Raw genomic sequence first — 25582 nt, forward strand, 5'->3', positions numbered from 1 at the left:
GGTCTCATGACTGCAGCCATGCCGGAAGTGACCCAGACAGAGCAGACACGGGCTTCGTCACTCCCGCTGAAGCCACGGCTCAGAGGCTGGCTGCATGCGGGGATGTTCCCCGCCGTCCTCGTCGCGGGCCTCACCCTGGTCGCGCTCTCCGACTCGCCAAGGGCCCGGATCGCCTGCGGGATCTACGTCCTCACCGCCTGCCTGCTCTTCGGCATCAGCGCGCTGTACCACCGCGGCACCTGGGGACCGCGCGCCGAGGCCGTCCTGCGGCGCCTGGATCACGCCAATATCTTTCTGATCATCGCGGGCACCTATACGCCGCTCACGCTGCTGCTTCTCCCCGATTCCACCGGGCGGCCGCTCATGTGGGCGGTCTGGGGCGCCGCCACGGCCGGCATCGCCTTCCGGGTCTTCTGGGTCGGAGCCCCTCGCTGGCTGTACACGCCCTGCTACATCGCGATGGGCTGGGCAGCCGTCTTCTTCCTGCCCGACTTCATGCGGGCCGGCGGCATCGCCGTCCTCGTCCTCGTCATCGTCGGCGGACTCCTCTACAGCGCGGGCGGGATCATCTACGCCATGAAGCGCCCCAACCCGTCCCCGCACTGGTTCGGCTTCCACGAGGTCTTCCACTCGCTGACCCTGGCCGCCTTCATCGTCCACTACGTCGGCATCTCGCTGGTGGCCTACCAAGCGTGAGCGAGCCGTCCCCTCCGCCCGGCCTGCGCGAGCGCAAGAAGGCCAAGACCCGCGCCGCGATCCGGAAGGCCACCTACCGGCTGATCGCCGAGCAGGGGTACGAAGCGGCCACCGTCGACCGGATCGCGGCGGCGGCCGACGTCTCCCCCTCCACCGTCGTGCGCTACTTCCCGGTCAAGGAGGACATCCTCCTCACCGACGAGAGCGACGCGCTCCTCGACGCCCGGCTGCGGGCCCGGCCGGCCGACGAGGAGCCGCTGGAGTCCCTGCGCGCCGTCGTCCTCGAAGCGGTGGCGACGGCACTCGCCGACGAGCCGGAGGAGACCCGGCTGCGCGCCCGCGTCATGGTCGAGATCCCGGCCGTACGGGCCCGGCTCACCGAGACCGCCGCCGAGACCGCCCAGCTCCTGGCCCGCGCCCTCGCCGAGCGCACCGGCCGGGACGCCGACGACCTCGAGGTACGGGTCTTCACGGCAGCGGTCCTCGGCGCCCTGCGCGAGGCGACCGTCTACTGGGCCGAGCGCGGACAGACCGACGATCTGATCCCGCTCCTCGACCGGACCGTCGACACCCTCAAGGGCGGTCTGTCGCTCCGAGCGCTCCCCTGACGACCCGGCCCGACTCGGGATTGTCGGCGCACGCCCACACCCCGTGCGGGCAGTAGTCCGTGAACGTCTGGTAGACCGGCCGGTGCCGCGCGAACCAGTCGAGCATCCCCCGTACGTACGCCGGATTGTCCCCGTTGCGGAAGAGACCCCACTCCGGGTACGAGACGGGCTTGCCGTGCTCCGCCGCGAAGCGCACATGGTGCGCGAGCCCGAAGTCCTCCGTGACCTGATCCTCGAAGGAGAGCCCCTCGGGCTGGTCGTAGGCGTCGAGCCCGATGATGTCGACGTACGCGTCACCCGGGTAGCAGCGCGTCCACTCCACCGCGTCCCGCCCCCGGCTCGCGGTGAAGTCGAAGCGGAACCGCTGACCGGCCACCTCGCGCAGCACGCCCACGACCCGCTGCCAGTACGCCTTCCAGCTCTCCGGGTCCGGTCCGCAGCGGTGACTGTAGGTGGTGCCGTTCATCTCCCAGCCCAGGACGAGCACGGCGTCCGAGAGCCGGTGCTCGACCAGCCGCTCCCCCAGCGTGCGGAAATGACCGTCGTACGCCCCCGCCGCCCCGCGCCGCAGCCCGGCCCTGACCTCGGCGTCCGGCAGCCCCTCCTCGTTCCGGTCGAGCAGCGGCACGTTCAGCACGAAGAGCCGCCCCGGCCGCTCCTCCTTCCACCGCGCCCACGGCTCGAAGAGCGCGGGATGGCCCTCGATGTTGGACCAGCGGTCGCCGGGAAGATAGGTGTGCCCGACGGTCAGCGACGTGCCGCCGAGCCAGCGCTGCACCTCGGCGATCCGCCGCACCCCCTTCTCGTCGGAGCCGGTGAAGAAACCGGACGGCACGGTCAGCGGCGCCGGGTCGGGCTCGGTCGGCTCGGCGCGGTGCCGGGAGCCCGGCGCGATCCGGTCCCACGACAGGACGAGCGCGACAACGGCCGCGAGCAGCACGATCAGTGCGGCCCGCGGCCAGGAGAGGAGGCCCACGTCAGCTTGTCCAGAAGTCCCACCATCGGGTCAGGATCAGCATCCCGATGATCCCGATGTGCAGGACGGGCAGCGCGAAGGTGAAGTCCTCGAAGAACCCCTTCACGGCGGCGGGCGCGGGAAGCACGCCCGTCCGGACGTTGTGCGAGGTCACGTACCAGAACATGACGATCGTGGCGGCCCAGGCCAGACAGCACCACAGGCAGAGTGCGTTGATCTCGTACAGCGACTGGGCCATCAGCCAGGTGCAGAACCCGACGCCGAACACCATTCCGGCGTTCAGACCGAGCCAGAACCAGCCGCGGTAGCGGGCGCCCGCCAGGACCCCGGCGCCGATGGCCACGACCATCGCGTACGTCACGAGACCGAGCATCGGGTTCGGGAAGCCGAACACCGCGGCCTGCTCGCTCTTCATGATGTTGCCGCAGGACACGATCGGGTTGAGGCTGCAGCCCGGCTGGAAGTTCGGGTCCTCCAGGAGCTTGAACTTGTCGATCGTGATGACCCAGGCGGCCAGCACCCCGGCCGCCCCGGTGATCATCAGCAGCAGCCCGAGGGCCCGGCTCGCACCGATCGTCCCGGTGCTCTCCCGGGACTCCTCCTGCCGCTGCCCCGGCACCCCGCCCCGTACGTTGACCGTCGCCATGACGCCGCCCCCTCTCCGCTCAGCCCTGCAGCCGCCGGACGGGCAGCAGGGCGTGCGCCGCGGCCCCCACGACCTTGTCGTCGGTGACGAAGGACTTCAGCCGCGCCTCCGTGACCGCCTCGCCGGGCACGGCGTCGGGCCAGGGGCGTACGGAGCAGATGAGGTAGACGTGCCCGTTCTCGTGAGCGGCCGCCTCCCACTCCACCGGGACCGGGATCTGCGCCTTCATGAACGGCAGGGTGAGCACGGCCCGCTGGGCCTCGACGAGCAGATGGGCACCGGTCGCCCGCTCCACCGAGGCGTCGACCACGCGGTCGCCGAGCGGCAGGCCCATGCCGTCGAGGGCGGCCCGCATCGCCTCTTCGCCGGCCTCGGGGCCGTCACGGCCGTCCCCGAGCGAATACACCATCAGAAAGGGGGTGACGGGTGTATCGGCGGTGGGCCCGATGGTCCACGGAACGACGGTGAGCGTCCCCAGAGGGGATTCGCTGCGCGTCGAGGAAACGACGTTGGAAGAGGTCATGAATCCGGATGCTAGTGGTCGAACAGCCGCGACCCGGCCCCGAATTCACTCGATCGGCCGACATTCACCCCGCTGGCATTTCGCTCGCAACGAAGTCGGGTTTCCATCGTTGTGCCCATAGGGCACTTGCCGAAATCAGGAGATCACTCATGATCGTCCCGCGCCGCGTCGCACTGCGGTCACTGTTCACCCTGACCGTCACCGCGTTCACCGGCGGCGCGCTGGCCCGTATCGCCGCGGCGCCACGCCGACCCCCCGTCGCCTCCGGCGACTCCTTCGACGAGATGTACGGGGGCCGCCGCATCCAGGCCCGCCCCACCCCCGCCGGGGTGCCGGAGATCCTGGTCGACGGCCGGCCGCTGCATCTGATGCGCTGCGCCGACGGCGGCTACCTCACCCCCGTCGACCATTACCAGACCTATTCGACGCCGCTGGCGGCCACCCGCGCGGCCGTGGACGAGCTGGGGTCCGCCCAGCTGACCCGCTTCGCCGCCGCCCACGGCACCCACCCGGGAGGGAGCCCGCGTGGCGTACACGCGTAAGAACCAGCGCGATCTGACCAGTGCCGAGCGGAAGAAGTTCGTCGCCGCCGTCCTGGAGCTCAAGCGCAGCGGAAAGTACGACGACTTCGTCCGTACGCACATCGACTACTACGTCGCCGACGGGGACAACCGGCTCCGCCTCGCCCACATGACACCCAGTTTTCTGCCCTGGCACCGCAAGTTCCTGCTGGAGTTCGAGCGCGCGCTGCGCCGGATCGACCCGACGGTCACCGTGCCGTACTGGGACTGGACCCGGGACAACACCCCGGCGTCCTCGCTGTGGAGCGACGATTTCATGGGCGGCAACGGGCGACGCAGCGACCTCCAGGTGATGACCGGGCCCTTCGCCTACGCGGGCGGGCGCTGGACCGTGAAGCACGCCATGACCGAGGGCCGCTTCCTGACCAGGGACTTCGGCCGCCCCCGTGACCCGATCACGCTGCCGACGAAGGCGCAGCTCGACGAGGTGATGCGGGAGACGGTGTACGACGTGGCGCCCTGGAACTCCACAAGCGACTCGGGTTTCCGCAACCGCCTGGAGGGCTGGGCCCCGGGCCGGGGCAACGACCGCTTCCGTATCCACAACCGGGTGCACCGCTGGGTCGGCGGGCTGATGCTCGGCGGGGCCTCCGTCAACGATCCGGTCTTCTGGCTCCACCACTCCTTCGTCGATCTGCTCTGGTCGCGCTGGCAGCAGCGCAACCCGCGGGCCGGCTATCTGCCCGAGCGGCCGCCGGAGCTGGGTGACTCGCAGTACCGCCGGATCGCGGCCCGCGACGAGAAGATGGGCCCGTGGGGTGTCACCCCGGCCGAGATGCTCGACCACAGCGGGATCTACCGCTACGCGTAGGGATGGCGCTGCTCCGCATACGGAAGCGGCCCCCCGGCGGGTGTGCCGGGGGGCCGCTCGGTGCTGAGGGGCTCAGCCGCCGTAGCCACCGTCGTCGTGGGCGTCGATGTTCGCGCACTGGTTGCCGAACGCCGGGTTGATCAGACCGATGACGGTCACGGTGTTGCCGCAGAGGTTGATCGGCACGTGGACCGGAACCTGGACGACGTTGCCGGAACCCACACCGGGCGAGTGGGCGGCGACGGCCCCGGCGCCCGAGTCGGCGACGGCCATGCCGGCTCCGCTGAGGGCAACGGCACCCGTGCCGGCGAGGACAGCGGCAGCCTTCGCGATGCGAGACATCAAGAACTCCTTGAACGTGGAAAGGCGACCGCGAGAATCACGGCCGACATTCCCGTTCAACGCCGAAATGGCGCACGGGTCACGGCCTTTAGGCCGGACGGAACGAAAATGACGTGGGGAAGGCCCGCAGACCAGTGGGCCGCCCGCCGTCGGATACGACGGAGCGAACCCGTGGACTGCGGGCCACGGCCATGCGACAAGCCTTCTGTTGTAACGAGCAACGACCCCTCGGGTGGCGGGGAAGAATCGTGCCTTCACCCGCCGGGTCATTGGTCGTACAAAAGACCGCCGTCAGGCCGTCGGCTGCGCCAGACCCAGCTGGGAGTCCAGCGCTCCGCTCACCGCGGGGGTGAGGACGCCGACCTCCGGCACGGCGAGGTCCGGCAGTCCGAGCCGGTCGCCGCGCGGCGTGACCACGGGGTTGCCGACCGTGGCGCCGGGGGTGGTCGCCCGCACGGGCGCGCTGGGAGTGGCGAACAGGGCCTTGCCGGGCTCGCTTCCCTCGATGACCTCGGGCAGCGGGGCGGCGACGAGGGTCCGCGGGACCGTGCTGGCGACCGGCACCCGCGGCAGGGTGACGTCCGGCAGGAAGCCGGACTGCCCCTCCTGGAAGCCGGTGGGTCCCCCCGGCACGGGCAGCGGGACCCCGGTGGCCACCGAGGGGGCGTCCATCGGGATCACCGGCTCCAGGCCCTGGAGCGGAACGACCACCGGTGCCTCGGCGGCGGCCGCGGGGGCGGCCATGGCCGCGGAGGCGAGAGCGGTCATGAGGATTCCCATGCCGGCTTGAGATCGCAGATTCATGACTGCGTACGCCCTTCAGAGCAGGTGACGACGGTGCGGTGGTGCTGCGCTCTGAGAACGAGCCCTCCGGAAGGAACGTCGCGGAATTCGCCTGTATGCAGCAACGCGGAAGGCCCCCACCGGTGACGGCGGGGGCCCTGGTTGACGCGTCGTCAGTACGGCGCGTCAGTGACGGCGTTCCGAGCGTCCGGCGCTTGCGGCCCGCCCCGCGCGTCGGTACACGAAGGCTCCAGCGAGCAGCAGGGCCGCGCTCGCGGCGCCGGCACCCACCAGCACCGTGTCACTGGCGCCGGTGTCAGGGAGCTCAGGCTTGTCCGGCGGCGTGGTCGGCGGCTTCGTCGTGTGCGGAGGCGAGGTCGGTGGCTGAGTCGTCGGCGGCTGCGTGGTCGGTGGCTGGGTCGTCGGCGGCTGGGTCGTCGGCGGCTGGGTCGTCGGCGGCTGCGTGGTCGGCGGCTGCGTGGTCGGCGGCTGCGTGGTCGGCGGCTGAGTCGTCGGCGGCTTCGTCGTGTGCGGCGGCTTCGTCGGCGGGTACGACGTGTGCGGCGGCTTCGTCGGCGGGTACGACGTGTGCGGCGGCTTCGTCGGCGGGTACGACGTGTGCGGCGGCTTCGTCGGCGGGTGAGTCGTCGGTGGCTGGGTCGTCGGCGGCTGGGTCGTCGGCGGCTGAGTCGTCGGCGGCTGGGTCGTCGGCGGCTGGGTCGTCGGCGGCTGAGTCGTCGGCGGCTGGGTCGTCGGCGGCTGCGTGGTCGGCGGCTTCGTCGTGTGCGGCGGCTTCGTCGGCGGGTACGACGTGTGCGGCGGCTTCGTCGTGTGCGGCGGGTTCGTGGGGTGGTCCGGGTAGTCCGGGTGATCGGGGTTGTCCCCCGGGTAGCCCGGGTTGCCCGGATGCTGGCCCGGGTTGCCCGGGTGGTCGTCGGGCGGCGTGGGGTACCCGTCGTCCGGGACGTCGTTCTCCCCGTACCCGTCGGGCTCGTCCCCGGTCTGGCCACAGAGGTCGCCGACCGCCGGGTGCTCGCACAGCTGCTGGGGAAGGGGGACCTGAAGGTGCTGGCCCGTGTCGGAGCCTGGTGAATCACCCGTACTGCCCGGGGAGTTCGCCGCCACGGCCAAGCCTCCGGTCAGCGACAGAATGCCCGTCGCAGCCGCGGCAGTGAGCAGCTTCCTGCTGATGATGGATCGCATACCGCTCTTCCTCTGGAGAAAGGGAGAGACCGGCGGGGATCCCCCCTCACTCCGACCGGCCTGTCCGCGCACCCAGTGCGTCATTCACTGACGGACTGGTTACGGAACGTAAGACTCAGGGGAACACCGGGCAGATACGCCGCGCTGCGGCGCGAGATGGAGCGCTGCCGTCCTCGGTCTCTCCATGGGCCAACCTTCCGTGGGGGTTGGCGAGAGCGTAAGGAGCGGCGCACTGCGGGAGCCGGGACCACACGGCAGCCGAACAGAAAATCATTCTATCGGCCGATCACCGTGAGTGGCGGCCCTCGCCGGTGGGAGCCTCCGCCTGCCGGCGGAGCGAGGGGGGCGATCCAGGAGGGTCGAGACCGCGTGCCGCGGTCGTACGCGCGGGCGAGACGCGCGGTGGAGCGGTACTGCCGAGTGCTCGTCAGCCGCCGACCGGGAGGCCACCGAGCAGCGGCGCGCTCTGAGTCGTCTTGTTCAGCTGGTTCGCGGTGTCCCCCACGGTCTTGACGACGGAGCCGTCCGTGGTGGTGCTCAGCGCGTCCGTCTTCAGGCCCTCGCTCGTGAGCGCCCCGAGACCACCGTTCAGGCTGGTGGGGATCGCCATCGACTCGGCGGCCATCGCGGGCGCCGCGGCACCCAGAGCCATCACAGAACCGGCGACGACCGCGGCAACCTTGGTGGGCTTCATGAAATGAGTCCTTCCTCTATTGCGTCGTTTCGCAAGCAAGTCGCTTGCTGTGCAGGCTTCTTGAGCAATTCCCGCACGTCGTTCCTCCTTCTGTAACGAGGGGCACGCTCCCCGGAAACTCCGGGAGGAAGGATTTCTCGACACTGCACCCGATTGATGAGAACCGGTCATATGTGACGATCGGACATGCGTGCGCCGTGCCGCCCGGCGGTCAGCCGGGCAGGCACGGCGCGGTCGCGATGTCGCCGGCTACCGGACGGGCAGGGGCAGCTGGGGGGCTGCGGCCTTGGCGCCGACCGGCAGCTGCACCGGCGGATCGACCGGCAGCTCCACCGGCGGCTCGACCGGCAGCTCCACCGGGAGCGTCGGCAGGGTCGGCAGCCCTGGGAGGTCGGCCGCGGGCAGGCCACTGCCGAGCACGGTGGCCACGGCGAGGTTGACCAGCGAGGTCAGGGTCGCGGTGACCTGGGTGACGACACCGGTCGCCTCACCGGAGGTGACCGCCGCGAGCAGACCGGCGACCGCCTTCTCGACCGTGGCGAGTGCGTCGGTGACGATGTCGGCGGGCGCGGCTGCCTTCGCGCCGGTCGCGAGCGGGGCCACCGGGGCTGCGACGGCCGGCGCTTCGACCGCGGGGGTCTCCGGCAGCGGCGCCGGAACGGTGCCCTTGGCGGCATCGACGGCCGCCTTGATCTTCGCCTTGAGGGCCTCCGCGTCGGCGGCGGGGACCTGACCGTCGTCGGCCTTGAGTACGGCGGTGAGGAGTTCGGTGACCGGGGCGGTCACCGCCCCCATGTTCCCGAGGGCTTCCGTCTGGGCCAGCAGGGCGGTGGCGTCGGGGAGGGGAGCGTGCGCGGAATCGGTGGCCGCGCGGGACGGGCGGGATTCGTCGGCGACGGCGGGTCCCGCCATACCGAGGGTGATGACGGCGGATATCGCCAGGGCGGTGAGGCGGCTTGAAGCCAGGGGACGCATGAATGTTCCTTTTCCGTATGCGTCGGACAACGACTCAACCCACCGTGCCTGCGGGTATAGCGCTCCGCAACGACAGAACTACTGAGCGCCACCCCTCCGTTCGAGTGAATCCAACCCTCTGACCTGGTCCTCCGAGGGGCGTACGCCGTTGCACCGAACGGCGCACGTGGGTGCGTCCGAACGAGCGGAAGGCCGGCGCGCCGCACCCCTGGACGGGGCGGCGCGCCGGCCTCGGAAGGACCACGATCCGGCGTGCGAGATCAGACGTTGGCGCAGGTGTTGCCGAAGGCCGGGTTCAGCGCGCCGATGACGTTGACGGTGTTGCCGCAGGCGTTGATCGGGATGTGGATCGGAACCTGGATGAGGTTGCCGGACAGGACACCCGGGGACTTCACGGCCGCGCCCTCGGCGTGCGAGTCGGCGGCGGCGACACCGGTGGCACCCGCGACGGACGCGGCGACGCCCACGGACAGGACTACAGCCTTCGCGATACGGGACATGGAGAAGCGCTCCTCGATTGTGTTCGGACACATCGGATCGGTCGGACCCGACGGTCGGCGCGGACGGTTTCGCCACGCTCCTTCAACAACGCGGCGCCAATTGATCGGTTGCTCTCCCGAACGGGTGACGTTCAACAGATCTTTGGGCCATAGGAGGGTCATTCGAGCGAGTGGGCCGGGAATGGCGCAACACGCACAACGAGGAACCTGCCGAACGGATACGGGAGTTAGCGTTCGCGAGCATCTAATGCTTACTATCGCCCGGCGTCGGGGTTATAACGTTCCCGAACGTTGCTTCCGGTCCAGCCGCGCGTTCACATATTTCGTACGGCCGACTCGTTCCTCTCCCCCGGTCTTCACGGGTCTTCCCTTCTCTCTCTCATCAAAGCGGAGAACCTGTATGCGGAATTCAGCGGTTCACGCTGTGCGCCGCGGTCTGTTGTGCGCCCTGTCGTGTGCGGCTCCGTCCGCCGCGTTGCCGGCCGCCTCCGCCGCCGCGCCCCAGCCCACGGAGGCCCCCCGCGTCCCGTTCGCGTCGAAGAGTGTCCTGCTCTCCGAATCCGCCAATTCCGTTGACGACGTGATGAACTCCAGCATCACCGATTTCGGCGCCGACCGGATCGAACGGCTGCCCGTTCGTCAGAACGCCCTGGGGTACGACTCCGACGTCTTCGATCTCGGGGGTGCGCTGCGCCATGGAGCCGACCGATTCCACGTCCGCTTCGGCACCCGGAAGGACACCGTCCGGCTCGGGGCGCTCTTCCTCCAGGCGGACGTCGGGCGTTGACGTGCTGTCCCCACGGGAGCCGGACTCCTCTTCCTTCACCGTGCTGCACGCGGTCCAGCCCGGTGACGGCGGTGTCGCCCGGGTCGTCACCGACCTGGTCCGCGCCCAGCTCGCGGCCGGGCTGCGGGTCGCCGTCGCCTGCCCTCCCCACACCCCGCTCGCCACGGCCGTCCTGGCCGAGGGCGCCAGGCTGCACGCGTGGCGGGCGGGTCGTGACCCCGGTCCGAAGTTGGTCCGGGAGACCCGCGACCTCGCCCGGCTGATCCGTACGGTCCGCCCCGCGCTGGTCCACGCGCACAGCGCAAAGGCCGGGCTGTGCGCCCGACTGGCCCTGCGCGGGCGGATCCCGACGGTCTATCAGCCGCATGCCTGGTCCTTCGAGGCGGTCGAGGGAACGATCGCCGCGCTGGCCGTGCGCTGGGAGCGCCGGGCGGCGCGCTGGACGCAGCGGATCATCTGCGTCAGCGAGGCCGAACGCCGTACGGGCGAGGAGGCGGGCGTCCGGGCGACCTGGTCGGTCATCCACAACGGCGTGGACGTGGCAAGGTTCGCCGCCGCGCCGACGGCCGGTGAGGACGCAGCCGGCGACGGGCCCCTCGTCGTGTGTGTCGGGCGGCTGTGCCGGCAGAAGGGGCAGGACGTTCTGCTCGCCGCCTGGCCGGCCGTCCTCGCCGAGATCCCGACCGCCCGTCTCGTCCTGGTCGGTGACGGACCGGACGGCGAGCGGCTGCGGGCCGGGGCGCCTGCTTCGGTGCGGTTCGCCGGCGCCGTCGACGACACCGCGCCGTGGTACCGGGCGGCCGATCTGGTCGTGCTGCCCTCCCGTTGGGAGGGCATGGCGCTCGCACCCCTGGAGGCCATGGCGAGCGGCCGGCCGGTCGTGGTCAGCGATGTGGACGGGGCGCGCGAAAGCCTGCCGCCCGGCCACGAACCCCTGTGCCTGGTCCCGTCCGAGGACCCGGCCTCGCTCGCCGCCGCCGTCGGCCGCCTTCTCGGCCGGCCGGAGCTGCGGCGGGACCTGGGCCGCCAGGCCCACGAGCACGTACTCAGCAGATTCGATGTGCGGCGCACCGGCGCGGCCGTCGCGGGCGTGTACCGCGAGCTGGCCGGAGTGCGGTGCACCGAGCACAGAGAGCCGATTTCGCCGTGACTACGGAAAGCACCAGCGTCCCTCCCTCACCGGGCCCCTGGCCCCAGGCGGGCACGGGCCACGCGCCCGGACTCGCCTCCCTCGCACCGCAGCGCCGCAGGTCCGAGCGGCTCGCGCTGCCGCCGCGCCGGCCCGCGCCGTCGCGTACGGCCGCCGTACCGCTGATCGTGGCCGACGGTCTGGCCGTGCTGCTCGCCGCCGCGCTGCTGCCCGAGCCGCACCGCGAGCTCCGGCTGTTCCTGCTGGTGGCCGGATGCGTCCTCGTGCTCAACGGGTACGCGGGGCTCCACCGGCCCGGCGCCCTCACCTCCGTACTGGACGAACTGCCCGCACTCGCCGCCCGCGCCGCGGTCGCCTGGTGTGTCGCGGCGGCCTTCGTCGCCGCGTACACCCCCGCCCAGGCGATCGGCCCGGGCGCACTCGGATTCGGGTACGCCACGCATCTCGCCGCCGTGTGTACGGGCCGCGGAATCGTGCACGCGCACAGGCGCCGGGCGGCCCGGGCGCATCCGCGGTCGGCGCTGGTCGTGGGCGGGACGGCGGCCGCCCGCCGGTTCGCGGCGGCAGTGGCGCAGCACCCGGGGTACGGCATCCGTCCGGTCGGGATCGTGGGCTCGCGGCCGGACGGGGAGCCCGGTCTTCCGGTGCTCTCCTCGCCTGAGGAGATCCACCGGGCGGTCATCCAGAACACCGTGCGCGACGCGGTGTTCCTGACCGAAGACACCGGCCTGGTGACGCTCTTCCAGAACTACGGCTGCACCACCTGGCGGGTGGGCGGCGAGCGGCACGACGGGCCGATGGGCGACCACCTGTGGGGGTACGGCTGCCGTCGGCTGGTCCCGTTGAGCGAGCGGCGCGGCCTGACCGCGAAGCGCGCGCTCGACGTGGTCCTGGCCGGTCCCGCGCTGGCCCTCGCCCTGCCCGTACTGCTGCTGTGCGCGCTGGCGGTGCGGCTCTCCGACGGGCCCGGGGTGCTCTTCCGCCAGGAGCGGGTGGGGCAGCACGGGCGGCTGTTCACGTTGCTGAAGTTCCGTACGCTGCGCCCGGCCGACGAGACCGAGTCGGCGACCCGGTGGAGCGTCGCCAACGACCGACGGATGAGCACGGTCGGCAACTTCCTGCGGCGCAGTTCGCTGGACGAGCTGCCGCAGCTGTGGAACGTGCTGCGCGGGGACATGAGCCTGGTCGGGCCGCGGCCCGAACGGCCTTACTTCGTCGCCCAGTTCAGCCGGATCCACGCCGGTTACGCGGACCGCCACCGGATGCCGGTCGGTCTGACCGGCCTGGCGCAGGTGCACGGGCTGCGCGGCGACACCTCTATCGAGGACCGCTGCCGCTTCGACAACCACTACATCGATCACTGGTCGCTCTGGCAGGACGTGCGCATCCTGCTGCGGACCGCGGCCGGACTGGTCCGACCGGCGGGGAGCTGATGATGGCGACGGCGGTGGCGGTTCCCGCCCTGCACGACGACGTACGGGACTGGGCCCGCAGGGCGTGGTCCCTGTCCCCGGTCCTGGCGGTGATCGCGCTGCTGCTCGTCCCGGCGACCGGCGGCGCCGAGGGAGGCACCGGGGGGACCGGGGGGCTCGCGGACGCGGCCTCGGGGCTGCTCGTGCTGATCTCTCTGGTGCGGGTGATGCGCAGCGGAGCCCGGCCGCTGACCCGGTGGGCGGCGGTCGTGCTCGGTCTGCCGGTCCTCGGGATCTGTCTGGCGGCGATCACCTCGAGCGATCCGGCGGCGAGCCTGCCGGGCGTGGCCCGCTACCTCCAGGTCTTCGTGCTCGTCCCGGCGGCCGTGCTGCTGATGATCCGCGACCGGCGGGACTTCGCGGTGGTCGCGTGGGCGCTGGTCGCTCTGGCCCTGCTGCAGGGCGCGGTGGGGGTCACGCAGTACCTGACCGGAACGGGCGCGTCGTACATGGGCGAGGACGTCCGGGCGGTGGGGACGTTCGGGCCGACCGATGTGATGGGGATGGCGACGGTCGTCTCGTACGGCCTCGTCGTCGTCACCGGGATGGCGCTGGGCAGCGGGCGCGGGCGGGTGCGGACGGCGGCGCTGGTCTGCGCGGGTCTGCTGTTCCTGCCGCTGGTGCTCTCCTTCAGCCGGGGCGCGTGGATCGCGACGGTCCTGGCGATCGCGATCCAGCTCGTGCTCTCGGGGCTGCGCCGGGCGGGGCGGGTGGCGCTCGTGACGGGCGCGCTCGCGGTGGTCCTGGTGGGTGGTTTCGGGGTGGGTTCGGCGATGGTGAAGGAGCGGGTCACCAGCATCACGCAGGTGGCGGGGGCGCCGGACCAGTCGGTGACGGACCGGTACACGATGTGGGCGGCGGCGGAGCGCATGTGGCGCTCGGACCCGCTGACGGGGGTGGGCCTGAAGGGCTTCCCCGCGTACCGCGACTCCAACGCCTCGCTCGCGCTGTCGTCGGGCAGTGACACGGCGGGCGCGGGCGCGACGTTCCGGCGCCAGCCGCTGCTCTCGCCGCACAACATGTACTTGCTGGTGCTCAGCGAGCAGGGCCTGGTGGGTCTCCTCACCCTCGCGGGCAGTTGGGCGGCGCTGCTGGTGGGTGCGCTGCGGCGGCGTGCGCGGGGCGCGGACTGCGCGCTGGTCGCGATCGGCCTGCTGTCGTGGCAGCTCATCGACTTCTTCTACGCGGACATCGGCGGGCCGTCGACGGTCCTGATGTCGGTCGTCCTCGGCCTCGCGGCGTGGTGGGCGCTGGCGGAGGTGAAGCGTGCGTGACCCCTGGGGCGGGGAGCCGGAGTCGACGGACCGTGCGCGGCCTCCGAAGACCCCCGGCCAGGAGTCCGTCGCGGGGTCGGATGTGCGCGGGGGGTGGTCGGGCCGGCCCGCCGACCCGTGGTCCGTGTCCGACCGCTCGACGGCCTCGGCCTACGCGGGCGGCGGCTGGCGCTGGGCGGGCACGGCTTCCCCGGCCCCGACAGGCCCGCCGCCGGCCGTCCACCGCCCACAACCCGCTGCCTCGGCGGGGCCCAGGGCCGGGGCCGTGGCGACAGCTCCAGGCGGTGCGCCGCACGCGCCGGTCGAGCGCCCGGGGCGGGCCGGCGCGCGGGATCGGTTCGACGGACGTACGCCGCGCGGGGCACATGCGCGGCGGGCCCAGGGCCGCTCCGCCTCCGGCAGATTCCTGGCGCGGGCCGCAGCCGTGACCGCCGGGCTCACCGCGGCCGGGGCCGTGCTCGGACTCGTACGGGATCAGATCCTGGCGCACTTCTTCGGGGCGGGGGCCGAGACGGACGCGTTCCTGGTCGCCTGGACCGTGCCCGAGTTCGCCTCGACGCTGCTCATCGAGGACGCGATGGCGCTGATCCTGGTGCCCGCGTTCAGCCGCGCCCTGGCGCGGCGCGCGGGCAGCCTGTTCGGGGACCCTGTCCGTACCCTCGTCCGCGCCACGCTGCCCCGGCTCGCGCTCGCCATGTCCGCCGTCGCCGGGCTCCTGGTCCTCGCCGCGCCCGCGCTCGTGGCGGCGCTCGCGCCCGGGCTCCCCGATCCGCGGCTCGCCGTCGACTGCACCCGGCTGACCGCGACGTGTGTGCTGACCTTCGCGCTCGCCGGCTACTGCTCGGCCGCCCTGCGCGCCCACGGCTCCTTCCTCCCGCCGGCCGCCATCTACGTCGCGTACAACGTCGGCATCATCGGCACGATCGTCGTGCTGCGCGAACCCTTCGGCGTGCGGGCCGCCGCCACCGGGGTCGCCGTCGGCGGCGTGCTGATGGTGGCGGTCCAGGCGCCGTACCTGATCCGGGAGTTGCGCCACCGGCCCGTACCGAAGGGCGGCGAGCCGGCCGCGAGGAGCGACGGCGGCCGCCTTCTCGTCCTCGGACTCATCGCCCCCGTCATCGCCTTCGCCGTCTCCCGCCAGTCCCAGATCCTCATCGAGCGGTTCCTCGCCTCGCCCCTGCCGGCCGGCGCCATCTCGCATCTGAACTACGCGCAGAAGGTCGCGCAGATGCCGATGATCCTCTCCCTGATGCTGTGCACGGTCAGCTTCCCGGTCGTCGCCCGCGCCATGGCGGCGGGGGACACGGACGGCGCACGGCGCCGCGTCGAACGGGATCTGCTCCTCGCCGCCGTGGTCGTCCTCATCGGCACCTCGGTGGTGATCGCCGCCGCCCCGCAGATCGTCGAACTCCTCTTCCAGCGCGGCGCCTTCGACCCTTCCGACACCGCTGCGACCGCCGCCGTGATGCGGGTCTACGCCCTCGGTCTGCTCGGCCAGACGACGGTCGGCGCGCTGGTCCGCTGCTACTTCTCCGCCGCCCATCCGCTCTGGTACCCGGCCGCCGCGATGGCCGCCGGTCTCGTCGCGACGGCCATCGCCGGAGTCTTCGGCTCCGCCGTGTGGGGCAGCGTCGGCATCGCCGCGGCCAACGCCCTCGGCATCACGCTGACCGCCGTGATGCTGCTGCTGGGCGCCCGCCGCCAGTCCATCCCGGTCCGTATCCGCTACCTCGGGGAAGGGCTCCTGCGGCTGGCCACCGCCGCCGCCTGGGCCACCGGAGCCGGCTGGCTCTGCTCGCTGTGGATCGACCCCCCGGTCCTCTCCCTCGCGGTCGCCGCCCTCGTCTGCGCCTCCGTCTTCCTGCTCTTCCTCGCCTGCGCCGCCCGTGCGCCGGACATCCCACCCCTCACCCGCACCGCATCACGAAGGCTCGCCCATGCCCGCTGCCACGGCGCCCCGCACCGCCGCGATTCGTCGACTGCTGCCGAAGCCGCCCCCGTGGGTGGTGATGTACCACTCGATCGCCGACACCGCAGATGATCCGTACCGTGTGACGGTCTCCCCCGTCCGCTTCGCCCGGCAGCTGCACTGGCTGAACGACCGGGGGCTGCGCGGCGTATCGGTGCGCGAGCTGCTCGCCGCGACCGCCGCCGGCCGGGCCAAGGGGCTCGTCGGGCTCACCTTCGACGACGGGTACGCCGACTTCCTCGACTCGGCCCTCCCGCTGCTGCGCCGTCACGGCTTCACCGCCACCGTCTACGTGCTGCCCGGCCGCATCGGCGGCGAGAACGCCTGGGACCGCGACGGCCCGCGGAAGCACCTCCTGACCGAGGACGGCATCCTGCGCGTGGCCGAGGCCGGCATGGAGATCGGTTCGCACGGGATGCGGCACATCTCGCTCACCGCCGTCGACGACCGGACCCTCGCCGAGGAGACGCGGTGCAGCCGCGAGCTCCTGGAGGAGATCACCGGCACGCCGGTGGACGGCTTCTGCTACCCGTACGGAGACGTCGACGCCCGCGTCGTCCGGGCCGTACGGGAGGCCGGCTACCGCTACGGCTGCGCCATCGACCCCGGGCCGCTGACCTGTGCGCACGCGCTGCCCCGTATCCACATCGACGAGCAGGACACCCCCTGGCGGCTCACCGCCAAGCGCGTCCTGCACCCGCTGCGCCGCCGCCGGCCGGGCAACCTCGTCCAGGAGTTCGCATGAAGGTCCTGCACATCATCACGGGTCTCGGGATCGGCGGCGCCGAGCAGCAACTCCGGCTGCTGCTGCGCCATCTGCCCGTACGGAGCGAGGTCGTCACGCTCACCAACCCGGGCACCGTCGCCCGCGGCATCTCGTCCGACGGCGTACCGGTGGTCCACCTCGGGATGACCGGCAACCGGGATCTCGGCGCGCTCCCCCGGCTCGCGGGAATCGTCCGCCGGGGCCGGTACGACCTCGTCCACACACACCTCTACCGGGCCTGTGTGTACGGCAGGATCGCCGCCCGCCTCGCCGGGGTCCGCGCGGTCCTCGCCACCGAGCACTCCCTCGGCGACACCCAGATCGAGGGCCGGCCGCTCTCGGCGGGCACCCGCGCCCTCTACCGGGCCACCGAACGGCTCGGCACCTCCACGGTCGCCGTCTCGCCCAGCGTCGCCCGTCGCCTCGAGAAGTGGGGCGTGGCCCCCTCCCGTATCCATGTCGTCCCGAACGGCATCGAGCGGGCGCGCTTCGGCCATGACGAGGGCGCGCGGCGGATGACGCGCAACGTGCTCGGCCTGCCGGCGGACGCGTTCGTCGTCGGCGGGGTGGGGCGGCTGGCGCCCGGAAAGCGTTTCGACCGGCTCGTCCGCGCGGTGGCGTCGGTGCCGGAGGCGCGGCTGCTGCTGGTCGGGGAGGGCGAGGAGCGCGAGCGGCTGCTCGCCGTGGCGCGGGAGTGCGGGGCGGGCGGACGGGTGCTTCTCGCGGGCGCCTGCGAGGACCCGCCGTCCGTGACGTCCGCCGGTCCCGGCCTGCCCTCGCTCCTGGCGGCGATGGACGTCTTCGTCTCCACCTCCCCCGACGAGTCCTTCGGGCTCGCGGTCGTCGAGGCGCTGGCCGCCGGACTTCCGGTGCTGTACGTGGCCTGCCCGGCGATCGACGACCTGCCGCCCGACGCCGCCCCCGGGGCGCGTCGGATCGGCGCGTCCGTACCCGAACTGATCTCGGCGTTGCGCGGCATCCGGGACGCCCGCCTCGCCCGGCTGCCGCAGCCCGAGGCCGCGCGCCGCTACGACATCGCGCACAGCGCCCAGCAGCTGATGTCCCTCTACGAACAGGCCGTCCACGGCACCCCTCTCCTCGCGAAGTGAGACACCCATGAGTCCCTTGAGCCCCAGCGCTCTGCCTCCACAACGCTCCTCCCTCATGAGGGCCCTGCGCATGCCCCGCCGCGGGTGGGTGCTGCCCGCCTCGGTGCTGGTCGGCGCCATGCTCGGCGGCGGGTACGGGGCGCTGAAGGCGCCCGAGTACGCGGCGACGAGCTACGTCATCGTGGTCCCCGGCGAGAAGTCCGACCCGGCCGCCGCCCTCGGCTTCGCCCAGGCGTACGGGCGGGTCGCCACCGACATCGCAGTGACCGGCGACGCGCAGGTGTGGGCCGGGGTCTCCGCCGCGACCCTGCGCTCGAGCGTGCAGGCGGCGACCTCGCCCGACGCGCCGATGATCTCCATCACCGCGCGGGCGACGAAGCCGGGCCGGGCGGTCTCGATGGCGGACGGCGTCGCGCGCGCCCTGGTCGTCAACAGCTCGCACGTCGCCGGGAACACGGGCGTGAAGGTCGTCCAGTTCTCCCGGGCGACCCGGCCGGTGGAGCCGGTCTCGCCGTCCGCCCCGCTCTCCGCCCTGGTCGGCGGCTGCGCGGGCGGCCTGCTCGGCGGTCTGGTGCTGCTGGTGCGGCCCCAGCGCGCGGCGCGTGCGGAGGCACGGCACTCGCGGCAGACGCCGTCCGCCGCCGTTCCCGCCCCGGCGGCAGCCCAGCACCAGCCGGCACCGGAGGCGGTGTGACCCTGAGCGGACTGAGCACGCAGATCTGCCGGGACGGCGAGGAGTTCGGTCGGCTCGGCGAGCGGTGGGCGTCGCTGTACGCCCGCTGTTCCACGGCCACCCCGTTCCAGTCCCACTCCTGGCTGCACTCCTGGTGGGTGTCGTACGGCAGGCCGGGCGCGCTGCGCGTGGTGCTCGTACGACGGGAGGACGGCGAACTGGTCGCGGCGGCGCCCCTGATGCGCGCCGGGGGCCCGCTCCCGGTCCTCACCCAGCTGGGCGGCTCGATCACGGACTTCACCGACGTCCTGCTCGACGACGCGTGCCCGGAGGCGGCGCCCGCGCTGGCCGGAGCGCTGGGCAGGGCGGCGCGCGGTGCGGTGGTCGATCTGCGCGAGGTGCGGCCCGGGGCGTCGGCCGAGCAGGTCTTCGCCCGCTGGCCCGGCCCACGCCGGCGGCTGGCCGACTCGCTCTGTCTGGAGCTGCCCGCCGTACCGATGGACGCCCTGCTCGCACGGATTCCCTCGGGAAAGGCCCAGCGCGTGCGCGCCAAGCTGCGCAAACTGGACGCGCTCGGCATCGACGAGCGCGTCGTGCCGGGCGAGGAGGTGCCGGCCGCCCTCGAACGGCTGCTGAGACTCCATCAGCTCCAGTGGCAGGGGCGGGGAGTGACCGTCGAGCACACCAGCGACCGGTTCGCCCAGCATCTCGCACGGGCGGTGCGGCCGATGGTCGAGTGCGGGGACGCGCGGGTGACCGAGTTCCGGCTCGCCGGCGACGTCGTCGCGGCCGATCTGACGCTGATGTCGCCGCGGCTCGCGGGCGGCTACCTGTACGGCGCGGATCCGGTGCTGCGTGCGCGGAAGGTGGACGTGGCGACGATGCTGCTGCGCCACGGGGCGCGCGAGACCAGTGCGAGCGGGCGGGCGACCCTGAGCATGTTGCGGGGCACCGAGCCGTACAAGCAGCACTGGCGTCCGGAGACCGTCCCCAACCAGCGGCTGATGCTGGCGGGGCGGGGGGCCGCCCCGCTGCTGTGGCTGTGCGCGGGCGCGGCGGACGGACGGCGCTGGGCGGCGCGGCAGGCGCGGGAGCGAGCCTGGGTGGGGCGGGCGCTCGGACGGCTGCGGGGACGGACGAACGGCGGCGGAGGATGAGCTCCTCTGCCGCCGTGCGGGCCGTGCTCCTTCGGTGATCAGGTGATCAGAAGGGCCAGTTGTCGCTGTCCAGGACGTTCTCCCAGGCGTCGTTCTCCTCGGCCTCGTCCTCGATCTCGGCCTCGTCCTTCCAGTCCCAGCCGTCCTTGGGGACGCAGACGGGACCGCCGATCCAGTTCTCCACCCACGAACCGAGGTTCACGGTCCAGCAGTTCGGCTTGGGCTTCGGCTCGGGCTTGGGCTCGGGCTTCGGTTCGGGCTTCGGTTCGGGCTTCGGCTCGGGCTTCTCGGGCTTGGGCTCAGGCTTCGGCTCGGGCTTCTCGGGCTTGGTCTCAGGCTTCGGCTCGGGCTTCGGCTCCGGCTTCGGCTTCGGCTCGGGCTTCTCGGGCTTGGTCTCAGGCTTCGGCTCGGGCTTCGGCTCCGGCTTCGGCTTCGGCTCGGGCTTCTCGGGCTTGGTCTCCGGCTTGGGTACAGGCTTCGGTTCCGGCTTGGGCTCGGGGATCGTCGGGATCTCCGGTTCCGCCGGCGCCTCGGGCACCTCGGGCTCGGTGGGCAGCTCGGGCCACGCCGGATCCTCCGGCAGCTCGGGCCATGTCGGAAGCTCCGGCAGCTCCGGCTCCTCGGGCCATGTCGGATCCTCCGGCAGCTCCGGCACCTCGGGCACCTCAGGCAGCTCCGGCTCCTCCGGCTCGACCGGTACTTCCGGAGCCTCAGGCCCGGTCGGTACCTCAGGTACCTCGGGCTCCACTCCGGAGAGCATCTGCCGGAACACCTGAGACGACTTCGGGTTGTCGTCGCACTGCCAGACGCCGTGCGGGCAGTAGTCGGTGATCGTGTGATACAGCGGCTTGTGCTCGTTCATCCATTCGAGCATCCGCCGCATGTACTCGGCATTGTCCCCGTTCCGGAAGAGTCCCCATTCCGGATAGGAGATCTGCTTGCCGTGCTCCTTCGCGAAGTCGACCTGCTTCTGCAGTCCGTACGGCTCGCTGATGTGCCGGTCGAAATTGGAACCCGGCGGCTGGTCGTACGAATCCATGCCGATGATGTCGACGACGTCGTCACCCGGATAGCATTCCGTCCACGGAATGGCATCCGTCCCACGGCTCGGATTGAAGTCGAAGCGGAACTTCTGGCCGGGAACGGACCGCATGGCGGCGACGATCCGGTTCCAGTACTTCTTCCACGCCGCGGGATCCGGTGCGCACCGGTGCGTGTACGTGGTGCCGTTCATCTCCCAGCCGAGGACGATGACGGTGTCGGTCGCGTCCAGGTCGACCAGGCGCTGCGCGAGCGTCTTGAAGTGGTGGTCGTAGTACCCGGCCGCACCGAGCTGGAGCTGGCGGCGGACCTCGTAGTCCGAGACGCCGGCCTCGTTCCGCTCCAGCATCGGCACGTTCAGCACGAACAGCCGGTCGTCCTGCTCGTTGCGCCAGTCCGCCCAGGCGTTCAGGAAGCCCGGGGGGCCTTCGATGTTCGACCAGAGATCGCCGGGCAGGTACGTGTGGCCGACGCGGAGCTCCCGCCCTCCGAGCCATCGCTCCAGCTGGCCGATCCGGCCGACCCCGACCGGGCCGGATTCGAGGAACGCGCCCAGTGCGGTGGACAGAGTCGGTTGAGGGTCCCGCGTCGTTGCGGATTCGGCGGCGTGAACTGGAGAGGACAGCACGACTGAACCTGAGGCAAGGAGACCTGCGGTGAACACCCCCAGCCACACACTCGAAACTTTCCGCTTTCGGTAGGCCATGGCCACTCCTTCACGATCTGCGCCGATTGATGGTCCGTCAGTCAGATGCTCCGAAAGTATTCCTAATAAGCCGACCGTGAACGCGGCATCGATCTGATCAGTAGTCCATTGGTGTATTTCATCGCCCAGTTGGGGCACCCGATGCGAAGGAAAGCCGTGCCGACGCCGGCTGCCCGGGCATGACAAGGGCCGGCCCCGCGGAACGTCGATGACGTCCCGCGGGGCCGGCCCGAGCCGTTTGTCAGTAGTTGACGCAGACGTTGCCGAACGCCGGGTTGATCGCACCGATCAGGTTGAGGCTGTTGCCGCAGAAGTTGATCGGGATGTTGATCGGCACCTGGATGTTGTTGCCCGACAGCACACCCGGCGAACCGGCCGCGAAGCCGTACGCGTCGGAGTCCGCCATCGCGGGCGCGGCCGCACCGAGAGCCATGAACAGACCGGCGACGACGACCGCAGCCTTCTTGCACTTCATTTCGTCTAAGTCCTTTCCGCGGCGGACGGAATTTCACGGATCTCGCGAATCACCGGTGCATTGACGCCCCCGGCCTCCACCGCACACAACACAACGACCATGCCCGGGAAAGGAAACCGGCTTATCGCCGACAGATCGGTATTCACTCCATTGCGCTCACGGTCAGCGCGGCCAGACGGGCGTCGCCATCAGACGCTCCCACTCGCGGTCCGGCATGCCCGGCACCGTACGGCCGGCCAGGGCCCATTGCTGGACCAGCGAGGAGTAGACGGGGAAAGGTCCCCGGTCGACAGGTGGCGGCGGGTCCGCCACATAACGGCTCTTCGGAATGAAGGCCATCCGCTCCCATTTCCCGGGATCGGGTGCCATCTTCCCTCCCATCCACTGCGGTTCCCGCATCATTCCACAGACGTCGCAGGAGAGTGATTCAACCGGCCCACGTCGCGTCGCGAACCTGTGTACGACGGGCATCGACTTACGGTGCGGGCGTTCTCAATTCCGAGCCGATGGAGGCTGCCCGTGTCCATCAGGAAATTCCCGCGTCCACGCCGTCTTGTGCTCGCCACGGCGGCGCTCGCCGCCCTCGGCTCCGGGGCGCTCGCCGCGGTCCCGGCCGCCATGCCCTCAGAGGACCGCGGACTCAACATCCTGGTCGTCGGGGTCGACAGCCGGGCGGGCCTCACGGCCGAGGAGATGAAGCGCCACCACGCCGGCGGCAAGGGCTGCGACTGCACGGACGTGATGATGCTGGTGCACATCTCCGCCGGGTACGACCGGGTCAGTGTGGTGAGCCTGCCCCGCGACACGCTCACCGGCTTCCCCACGGAACACGTCGACCAGCGGACCGGTGCGGTGCACGGCCCGCACCAGGCGAAGATCAACGCCGCTCACACCGAGGGCGGTCCGGCGTTCACCGTCGAGGCCGTCGAGCACATGACCGACGCCCCCGTCCACCGCTACCTCGAGATCGACTTCCGTCGCTTCATCGACGGTGTGGACCAGGTCGACGGCGGAGTGCCCGTCTGCACCGTGGAGCCGCTCAAGGATGCGGTCACCGGCATCGATCTCGCCCCGGGGACGAAGAAGGTCGGGGGCGGCGAGGCGCTGCAGTACGTCCGTTCACGGCGTGCCGACGGGAAGATGGACTTCGGGCGGATCCAGAAGCAGCAGAAGTTCGTGGTCAACATGCTGAAGACGATCCGGGCGGGCCTGCTGGACGACCCCACCCGGCTGCGGCTGCTGGCCTCGACGCTGCGGGGCACGGCGCACATGGATCGTGCGCTGTCCGTGACCGAGATGCTGACGCTCGCCTTCCGGCTGCGGCACATCGGCCCCGACCGTACCGAGTTCGCGACCGTACCCATCCGCGCCTTCAACCCCACCATCGAGGGTGTGGGGGCCACCCTCGCCCGGGACGAGGAGCAGTCGGCGGAGATCTTCGAAGCGCTGCGCGTCGACCGGCCGCTGCCGGAGGCCCGGCCGACGCAGACGAGCGAGATCCCGCAGGGCCTCGGCGAGTACCGGCCGACCGACGGCGCCTCGCTCGTCTGCCCGTAGTCCACCCGGGCGCCGGTCCGTGCGCTCAGCGCGAGAGCGTACGGGCCAGCTCGGCCGGGTCCGTCGTGGGCGCGTCGCAGGTGAAGTGACGGCAGACGTACGCGGCCGCTCCCCCGTCCACCAGCGGACGGTCCTTGAGCAGCGGGAACTCCTCACTGTCCGGGGCGCCGAAGGCGACGACCGCGCCGGGGGTGGGGGCCAGCAGAGCGGTGCGGCGCAGGGCCTGGGCGGTGTCGTCGTCGGCGGCGCCGACCACCGCGATCTCCCGGGGCCCGTCGAGCAGCGCCTCCGCCGTGGCCAGACCCCAGCCGATGAACCGGGGCGCTCGCGGACCCAGCGCCTTGACCACCCCGAGCGCGCCCTCGGCGGCCGAGCGGTGCGCCTCGGAGCCGGTGTGGGCGGCGTAGGAGAGCAGCGCGCCGGCGGCGGCCGTCCAGCCGGACGGGGCGGCGTTGTCCGTCGGGTCCTGGGGCCGGCGGATCAGCGCCTCGGCGTCGTGCGCAGTGTCGTACAGCGCGCCGCCCTCGGCGACGAACTGGTCAAGGACGATGTCCAGAAGGAATCCCGCGAACTCCAGCCAGACCCCCTCTCCGGTGACCCCGGCGAGCGCCAGGAAGCCCTCGGCGACATCGGCGTAGTCCTCCAGGACCCCGGCGTTGGCGCCGGCCTGCCCGTCCTTGGAGGTACGGGCCAGCCGGGCGTCCGTGCCCATGTGCAGCCGCACGAGCAGATCGGCGGCCTCCGTGGCGCGCTCGACCAGGTCGGGCCGGTCGAAGAAGGCGCCGGTCTCGGCGAGCGCGGCGATCGCGAGGCCGTTCCAGGCGGCGACGATCTTGTCGTCGCGGCCGGGGCGCTCGCGCCGGTCGCGGGCGGCGAGCAGGCGCTCCTTGATCGAGGCGATCCGGTCGGCGTCCGCCCCGGGCTCCGTTTCCGCGGACCGCGGGAGCTGGAGGACGGAGGAGCCCTCCTCGAAGGTCCCTCCCTCGGTGACGCCGAAGTGGGCGGCGGCATGGGCGGCGTCGTCCTCGCCGAGGACTTCGGCGAGCTGCGCCGGAGTCCAGACGTAGTACGCGCCCTCGACATGCCGGCCCGTGCCGTCGTCGGAGTCCGCGTCGAGCGCGGAGGCGAAGCCGCCCTCGGGAGTGCGCAGTTCCCGGACCAGGAAGTCGGCGGTCTCCAGGGCGACCCTGCGGGCCAGGTCACTGCCGGTGGCCCGCCACAGGTGCGCGTACACCCGGCACAGCAGGGCGTTGTCGTACAGCATCTTCTCGAAGTGCGGGACGACCCAGTCACGGTCCACGGAGTAGCGGGCGAAGCCGCCGCCGAGCTGGTCGTAGATGCCGCCGCGGGCCATCGCCTCGCAGGTGTCGGCGGCCATCTGCAGAGCGCCCTCGGCTCCCGTACGGGCGTAGTGGCGCAGCAGGAACTCCAGCACCATCGACGGCGGGAACTTGGGCGCGCCCCCGAAGCCGCCGCGGGTCGCGTCGTACTCCCTGGTCAGGCCGAGCAGCGCCTGGGCGAGTTCCTCCTCGCCGGGGACGCCGTCGCCGCCGAAGGCGAGGGAGCGGGCGGAGAGGTCCTTGACGATCTTCCCGGCGACCTCGCCGACCTCGTCGCGGCGCTCGGTCCAGGCGCGGGAGACGCCGTCGAGGACGTCTCCGAAGGAGGGCATGCCGTGCCGGGACTCGGGCGGGAAGTACGTACCGAAGTAGAAGGGCTCGGCGTCCGGGGTGAGGAAGACCGTCATCGGCCAGCCGCCCTGGCCGGTGGCCGCCTGGACGGCCTCCATGTAGACGGCGTCGACGTCGGGTCGCTCCTCGCGGTCGACCTTGACGGCGACGAAGTGGTCGTTGACGTAGGCGGCGGTGGTGTCGTCCTCGAAGGATTCGTGCGCCATCACATGGCACCAGTGACAGCTGCTGTAGCCGACGCTGAGCAGCACGGGGACGTCGCGGCGGCGCGCCTCCTCGAACGCCTCGGCCGACCAGGGCCACCAGTCGACCGGGTTGTCGGCGTGCTGGAGGAGGTACGGGGACGTCTCATGGGCCAGTCTGTTCGGCATGCCCCCATCCTCGCGCACACGGCGAAACCCCGCCCATGCGCCACGG

26 protein-coding genes and 2 pseudogenes are annotated in these 25582 nt (G+C 71.9%); 14 read left to right on the forward strand and 14 right to left on the reverse strand.

Features of this window, described 5'->3' with window-relative positions; all coding sequences use genetic code 11:
- Positions 1-6: 6 nt before the first annotated feature.
- Both ABZ939_RS16965 and ABZ939_RS16970 read left to right on the forward strand, forming a co-directional pair.
- Positions 7-696 (forward strand): hemolysin III family protein, encoded by a 690-nt coding sequence (locus ABZ939_RS16965; RefSeq protein WP_361854919.1) that lies wholly within the window; start codon positions 7-9, stop codon positions 694-696.
- Entirely contained in the window at positions 693-1304 is a 612-nt protein-coding gene (locus tag ABZ939_RS16970) for a TetR family transcriptional regulator (protein ID WP_361854922.1), read from the forward strand. Before ABZ939_RS16965 ends, ABZ939_RS16970 begins: the two co-directional genes overlap by 4 nt.
- On the opposite strand, the gene ABZ939_RS16975 is transcribed toward ABZ939_RS16970, so the two are convergent.
- From ABZ939_RS16975 to ABZ939_RS16985, 3 genes are read right to left on the reverse strand one after another with little or no spacing between them, the layout of a single operon-like run.
- Entirely contained in the window at positions 1270-2280 is a 1011-nt protein-coding gene (locus ABZ939_RS16975) for a glycosyl hydrolase (RefSeq protein ID WP_361854925.1), read from the reverse strand. The genes ABZ939_RS16970 and ABZ939_RS16975 overlap by 35 nt on opposite strands.
- Before the next feature lies 1 nt (position 2281).
- Positions 2282-2926, reverse strand: a complete 645-nt coding sequence (locus ABZ939_RS16980; protein ID WP_361854928.1) for a vitamin K epoxide reductase family protein — start codon at positions 2924-2926, stop codon at positions 2282-2284.
- Positions 2927-2945: 19 nt separating this feature from the next.
- The gene (locus ABZ939_RS16985; RefSeq protein ID WP_361854931.1) at positions 2946-3449 is read right to left on the reverse strand and encodes a DUF5949 family protein; all 504 of its coding nucleotides are present in this window, start codon (positions 3447-3449) and stop codon (positions 2946-2948) included.
- A 149-nt stretch (positions 3450-3598) separates the two neighbouring features.
- Here ABZ939_RS16985 and ABZ939_RS16990 point away from each other — a divergent pair, with 149 nt between their 5' ends.
- On the forward strand, positions 3599-3991 hold the full coding sequence (locus tag ABZ939_RS16990) for a tyrosinase family oxidase copper chaperone (protein WP_361854934.1): 393 nt from the start codon (positions 3599-3601) through the stop codon (positions 3989-3991).
- Positions 3975-4841, forward strand: a complete 867-nt coding sequence (locus ABZ939_RS16995; RefSeq protein ID WP_361854937.1) for a tyrosinase family protein — start codon at positions 3975-3977, stop codon at positions 4839-4841. Before ABZ939_RS16990 ends, ABZ939_RS16995 begins: the two co-directional genes overlap by 17 nt.
- Before the next feature lie 72 nt (positions 4842-4913).
- Here the strand turns inward: ABZ939_RS16995 and ABZ939_RS17000 are convergent, their stop codons facing one another.
- From ABZ939_RS17000 to ABZ939_RS17030, 7 genes and pseudogenes are all read right to left on the reverse strand, one after another.
- Positions 4914-5183, reverse strand: coding sequence for a chaplin (locus tag ABZ939_RS17000; protein WP_361854940.1), 270 nt, complete (start codon positions 5181-5183; stop codon positions 4914-4916).
- Between the two features lie 291 nt (positions 5184-5474).
- Entirely contained in the window at positions 5475-5951 is a 477-nt protein-coding gene (locus tag ABZ939_RS17005) for a hypothetical protein (RefSeq protein WP_361854943.1), read from the reverse strand.
- 201 nt (positions 5952-6152) lie between these two features.
- A pseudogene (locus ABZ939_RS17010) lies at positions 6153-6281 on the reverse strand (hypothetical protein); the annotation flags it as partial.
- Between the two features lie 10 nt (positions 6282-6291).
- Positions 6292-7005: a hypothetical protein gene (locus tag ABZ939_RS17015; protein WP_361855233.1), complete on the reverse strand. Its 714-nt coding sequence runs from the start codon at positions 7003-7005 to the stop codon at positions 6292-6294.
- 591 nt (positions 7006-7596) lie between these two features.
- Positions 7597-7863 (reverse strand): hypothetical protein, encoded by a 267-nt coding sequence (locus tag ABZ939_RS17020; protein WP_361854946.1) that lies wholly within the window; start codon positions 7861-7863, stop codon positions 7597-7599.
- 249 nt (positions 7864-8112) lie between these two features.
- Positions 8113-8838, reverse strand: coding sequence for a hypothetical protein (locus tag ABZ939_RS17025; protein WP_361854949.1), 726 nt, complete (start codon positions 8836-8838; stop codon positions 8113-8115).
- A gap of 260 nt (positions 8839-9098) precedes the next feature.
- Positions 9099-9338 (reverse strand): chaplin, encoded by a 240-nt coding sequence (locus ABZ939_RS17030; protein ID WP_361854952.1) that lies wholly within the window; start codon positions 9336-9338, stop codon positions 9099-9101.
- A gap of 580 nt (positions 9339-9918) precedes the next feature.
- Here ABZ939_RS17030 and ABZ939_RS17035 point away from each other — a divergent pair.
- From ABZ939_RS17035 to ABZ939_RS17075, 9 genes are all read left to right on the forward strand, one after another.
- Complete coding sequence (locus tag ABZ939_RS17035) at positions 9919-10125, forward strand: hypothetical protein (RefSeq protein WP_361854955.1); 207 nt, start codon at positions 9919-9921, stop codon at positions 10123-10125.
- A 1-nt stretch (position 10126) separates the two neighbouring features.
- Positions 10127-11275, forward strand: coding sequence for a glycosyltransferase family 4 protein (locus ABZ939_RS17040; protein ID WP_361854958.1), 1149 nt, complete (start codon positions 10127-10129; stop codon positions 11273-11275).
- On the forward strand, positions 11272-12708 hold the full coding sequence (locus tag ABZ939_RS17045; RefSeq protein ID WP_361854961.1) for a sugar transferase: 1437 nt from the start codon (positions 11272-11274) through the stop codon (positions 12706-12708). The genes ABZ939_RS17040 and ABZ939_RS17045 overlap by 4 nt, the downstream gene beginning before the upstream one ends.
- 2 nt (positions 12709-12710) lie before the next feature.
- Positions 12711-14021 (forward strand): O-antigen ligase family protein, encoded by a 1311-nt coding sequence (locus tag ABZ939_RS17050; protein ID WP_361855221.1) that lies wholly within the window; start codon positions 12711-12713, stop codon positions 14019-14021.
- A 265-nt stretch (positions 14022-14286) separates the two neighbouring features.
- Entirely contained in the window at positions 14287-16062 is a 1776-nt protein-coding gene (locus tag ABZ939_RS17055) for a lipid II flippase MurJ (RefSeq protein ID WP_361854964.1), read from the forward strand.
- Complete coding sequence (locus ABZ939_RS17060; RefSeq protein WP_361854967.1) at positions 15959-16735, forward strand: polysaccharide deacetylase family protein; 777 nt, start codon at positions 15959-15961, stop codon at positions 16733-16735. Before ABZ939_RS17055 ends, ABZ939_RS17060 begins: the two co-directional genes overlap by 104 nt.
- Positions 16732-17865 (forward strand): glycosyltransferase, encoded by a 1134-nt coding sequence (locus ABZ939_RS17065; RefSeq protein WP_361854970.1) that lies wholly within the window; start codon positions 16732-16734, stop codon positions 17863-17865. The genes ABZ939_RS17060 and ABZ939_RS17065 overlap by 4 nt, the downstream gene beginning before the upstream one ends.
- Before the next feature lie 70 nt (positions 17866-17935).
- Positions 17936-18559 (forward strand): lipopolysaccharide biosynthesis protein, encoded by a 624-nt coding sequence (locus ABZ939_RS17070; protein WP_361854973.1) that lies wholly within the window; start codon positions 17936-17938, stop codon positions 18557-18559.
- 23 nt (positions 18560-18582) lie between these two features.
- Positions 18583-19695: a GNAT family N-acetyltransferase gene (locus ABZ939_RS17075; RefSeq protein WP_361855224.1), complete on the forward strand. Its 1113-nt coding sequence runs from the start codon at positions 18583-18585 to the stop codon at positions 19693-19695.
- 751 nt (positions 19696-20446) lie between these two features.
- On the opposite strand, the pseudogene ABZ939_RS17080 reads toward ABZ939_RS17075, so the two are convergent.
- The 3 genes and pseudogenes from ABZ939_RS17080 to ABZ939_RS17090 form a co-directional block, all read right to left on the reverse strand.
- Positions 20447-21442 (reverse strand): annotated as a pseudogene (locus ABZ939_RS17080) (glycosyl hydrolase); the annotation flags it as partial.
- Between the two features lie 241 nt (positions 21443-21683).
- Positions 21684-21917: a chaplin gene (locus ABZ939_RS17085; protein WP_361854976.1), complete on the reverse strand. Its 234-nt coding sequence runs from the start codon at positions 21915-21917 to the stop codon at positions 21684-21686.
- Between the two features lie 162 nt (positions 21918-22079).
- Complete coding sequence (locus ABZ939_RS17090) at positions 22080-22286, reverse strand: hypothetical protein (protein ID WP_361854979.1); 207 nt, start codon at positions 22284-22286, stop codon at positions 22080-22082.
- A 150-nt stretch (positions 22287-22436) separates the two neighbouring features.
- Here ABZ939_RS17090 and ABZ939_RS17095 point away from each other — a divergent pair, with 150 nt between their 5' ends.
- A complete protein-coding gene (locus ABZ939_RS17095; protein WP_361854982.1) occupies positions 22437-23474 on the forward strand; it encodes an LCP family protein in 1038 nt (345 codons plus the stop codon).
- A 25-nt stretch (positions 23475-23499) separates the two neighbouring features.
- Here the strand turns inward: ABZ939_RS17095 and ABZ939_RS17100 are convergent, their stop codons facing one another.
- Positions 23500-25536, reverse strand: coding sequence for a thioredoxin domain-containing protein (locus tag ABZ939_RS17100; RefSeq protein ID WP_361854985.1), 2037 nt, complete (start codon positions 25534-25536; stop codon positions 23500-23502).
- Between the last annotated feature and the right edge of the window lie 46 nt (positions 25537-25582).

It is taken from the genome of Streptomyces sp. NPDC046712, from assembly GCF_040645695.1.
GTDB lineage: Bacteria > Actinomycetota > Actinomycetes > Streptomycetales > Streptomycetaceae > Streptomyces.

Bases quoted from the DNA above. Each gene is read 5' to 3' on its own strand.
- ABZ939_RS16965 (WP_361854919.1), top strand. From the start codon at position 7: ATGACTGCAGCCATGCCGGAAGTGACCCAGACAGAGCAGACACGGGCT.
- ABZ939_RS16980 (WP_361854928.1), bottom strand. From the start codon at position 2,926: ATGGCGACGGTCAACGTACGGGGCGGGGTGCCGGGGCAGCGGCAGGAG.
- ABZ939_RS16985 (WP_361854931.1), bottom strand. From the start codon at position 3,449: ATGACCTCTTCCAACGTCGTTTCCTCGACGCGCAGCGAATCCCCTCTG.
- ABZ939_RS16990 (WP_361854934.1), top strand. From the start codon at position 3,599: ATGATCGTCCCGCGCCGCGTCGCACTGCGGTCACTGTTCACCCTGACC.
- ABZ939_RS17000 (WP_361854940.1), bottom strand. From the start codon at position 5,183: ATGTCTCGCATCGCGAAGGCTGCCGCTGTCCTCGCCGGCACGGGTGCC.
- ABZ939_RS17005 (WP_361854943.1), bottom strand. From the start codon at position 5,951: ATGACCGCTCTCGCCTCCGCGGCCATGGCCGCCCCCGCGGCCGCCGCC.
- ABZ939_RS17020 (WP_361854946.1), bottom strand. From the start codon at position 7,863: ATGAAGCCCACCAAGGTTGCCGCGGTCGTCGCCGGTTCTGTGATGGCT.
- ABZ939_RS17025 (WP_361854949.1), bottom strand. From the start codon at position 8,838: ATGCGTCCCCTGGCTTCAAGCCGCCTCACCGCCCTGGCGATATCCGCC.
- ABZ939_RS17030 (WP_361854952.1), bottom strand. From the start codon at position 9,338: ATGTCCCGTATCGCGAAGGCTGTAGTCCTGTCCGTGGGCGTCGCCGCG.
- ABZ939_RS17050 (WP_361855221.1), top strand. From the start codon at position 12,711: ATGGCGACGGCGGTGGCGGTTCCCGCCCTGCACGACGACGTACGGGAC.
- ABZ939_RS17060 (WP_361854967.1), top strand. From the start codon at position 15,959: ATGCCCGCTGCCACGGCGCCCCGCACCGCCGCGATTCGTCGACTGCTG.
- ABZ939_RS17065 (WP_361854970.1), top strand. From the start codon at position 16,732: ATGAAGGTCCTGCACATCATCACGGGTCTCGGGATCGGCGGCGCCGAG.
- ABZ939_RS17070 (WP_361854973.1), top strand. From the start codon at position 17,936: ATGCCCCGCCGCGGGTGGGTGCTGCCCGCCTCGGTGCTGGTCGGCGCC.
- ABZ939_RS17085 (WP_361854976.1), bottom strand. From the start codon at position 21,917: ATGAAGTGCAAGAAGGCTGCGGTCGTCGTCGCCGGTCTGTTCATGGCT.
- ABZ939_RS17090 (WP_361854979.1), bottom strand. From the start codon at position 22,286: ATGGCACCCGATCCCGGGAAATGGGAGCGGATGGCCTTCATTCCGAAG.
- ABZ939_RS17100 (WP_361854985.1), bottom strand. From the start codon at position 25,536: ATGCCGAACAGACTGGCCCATGAGACGTCCCCGTACCTCCTCCAGCAC.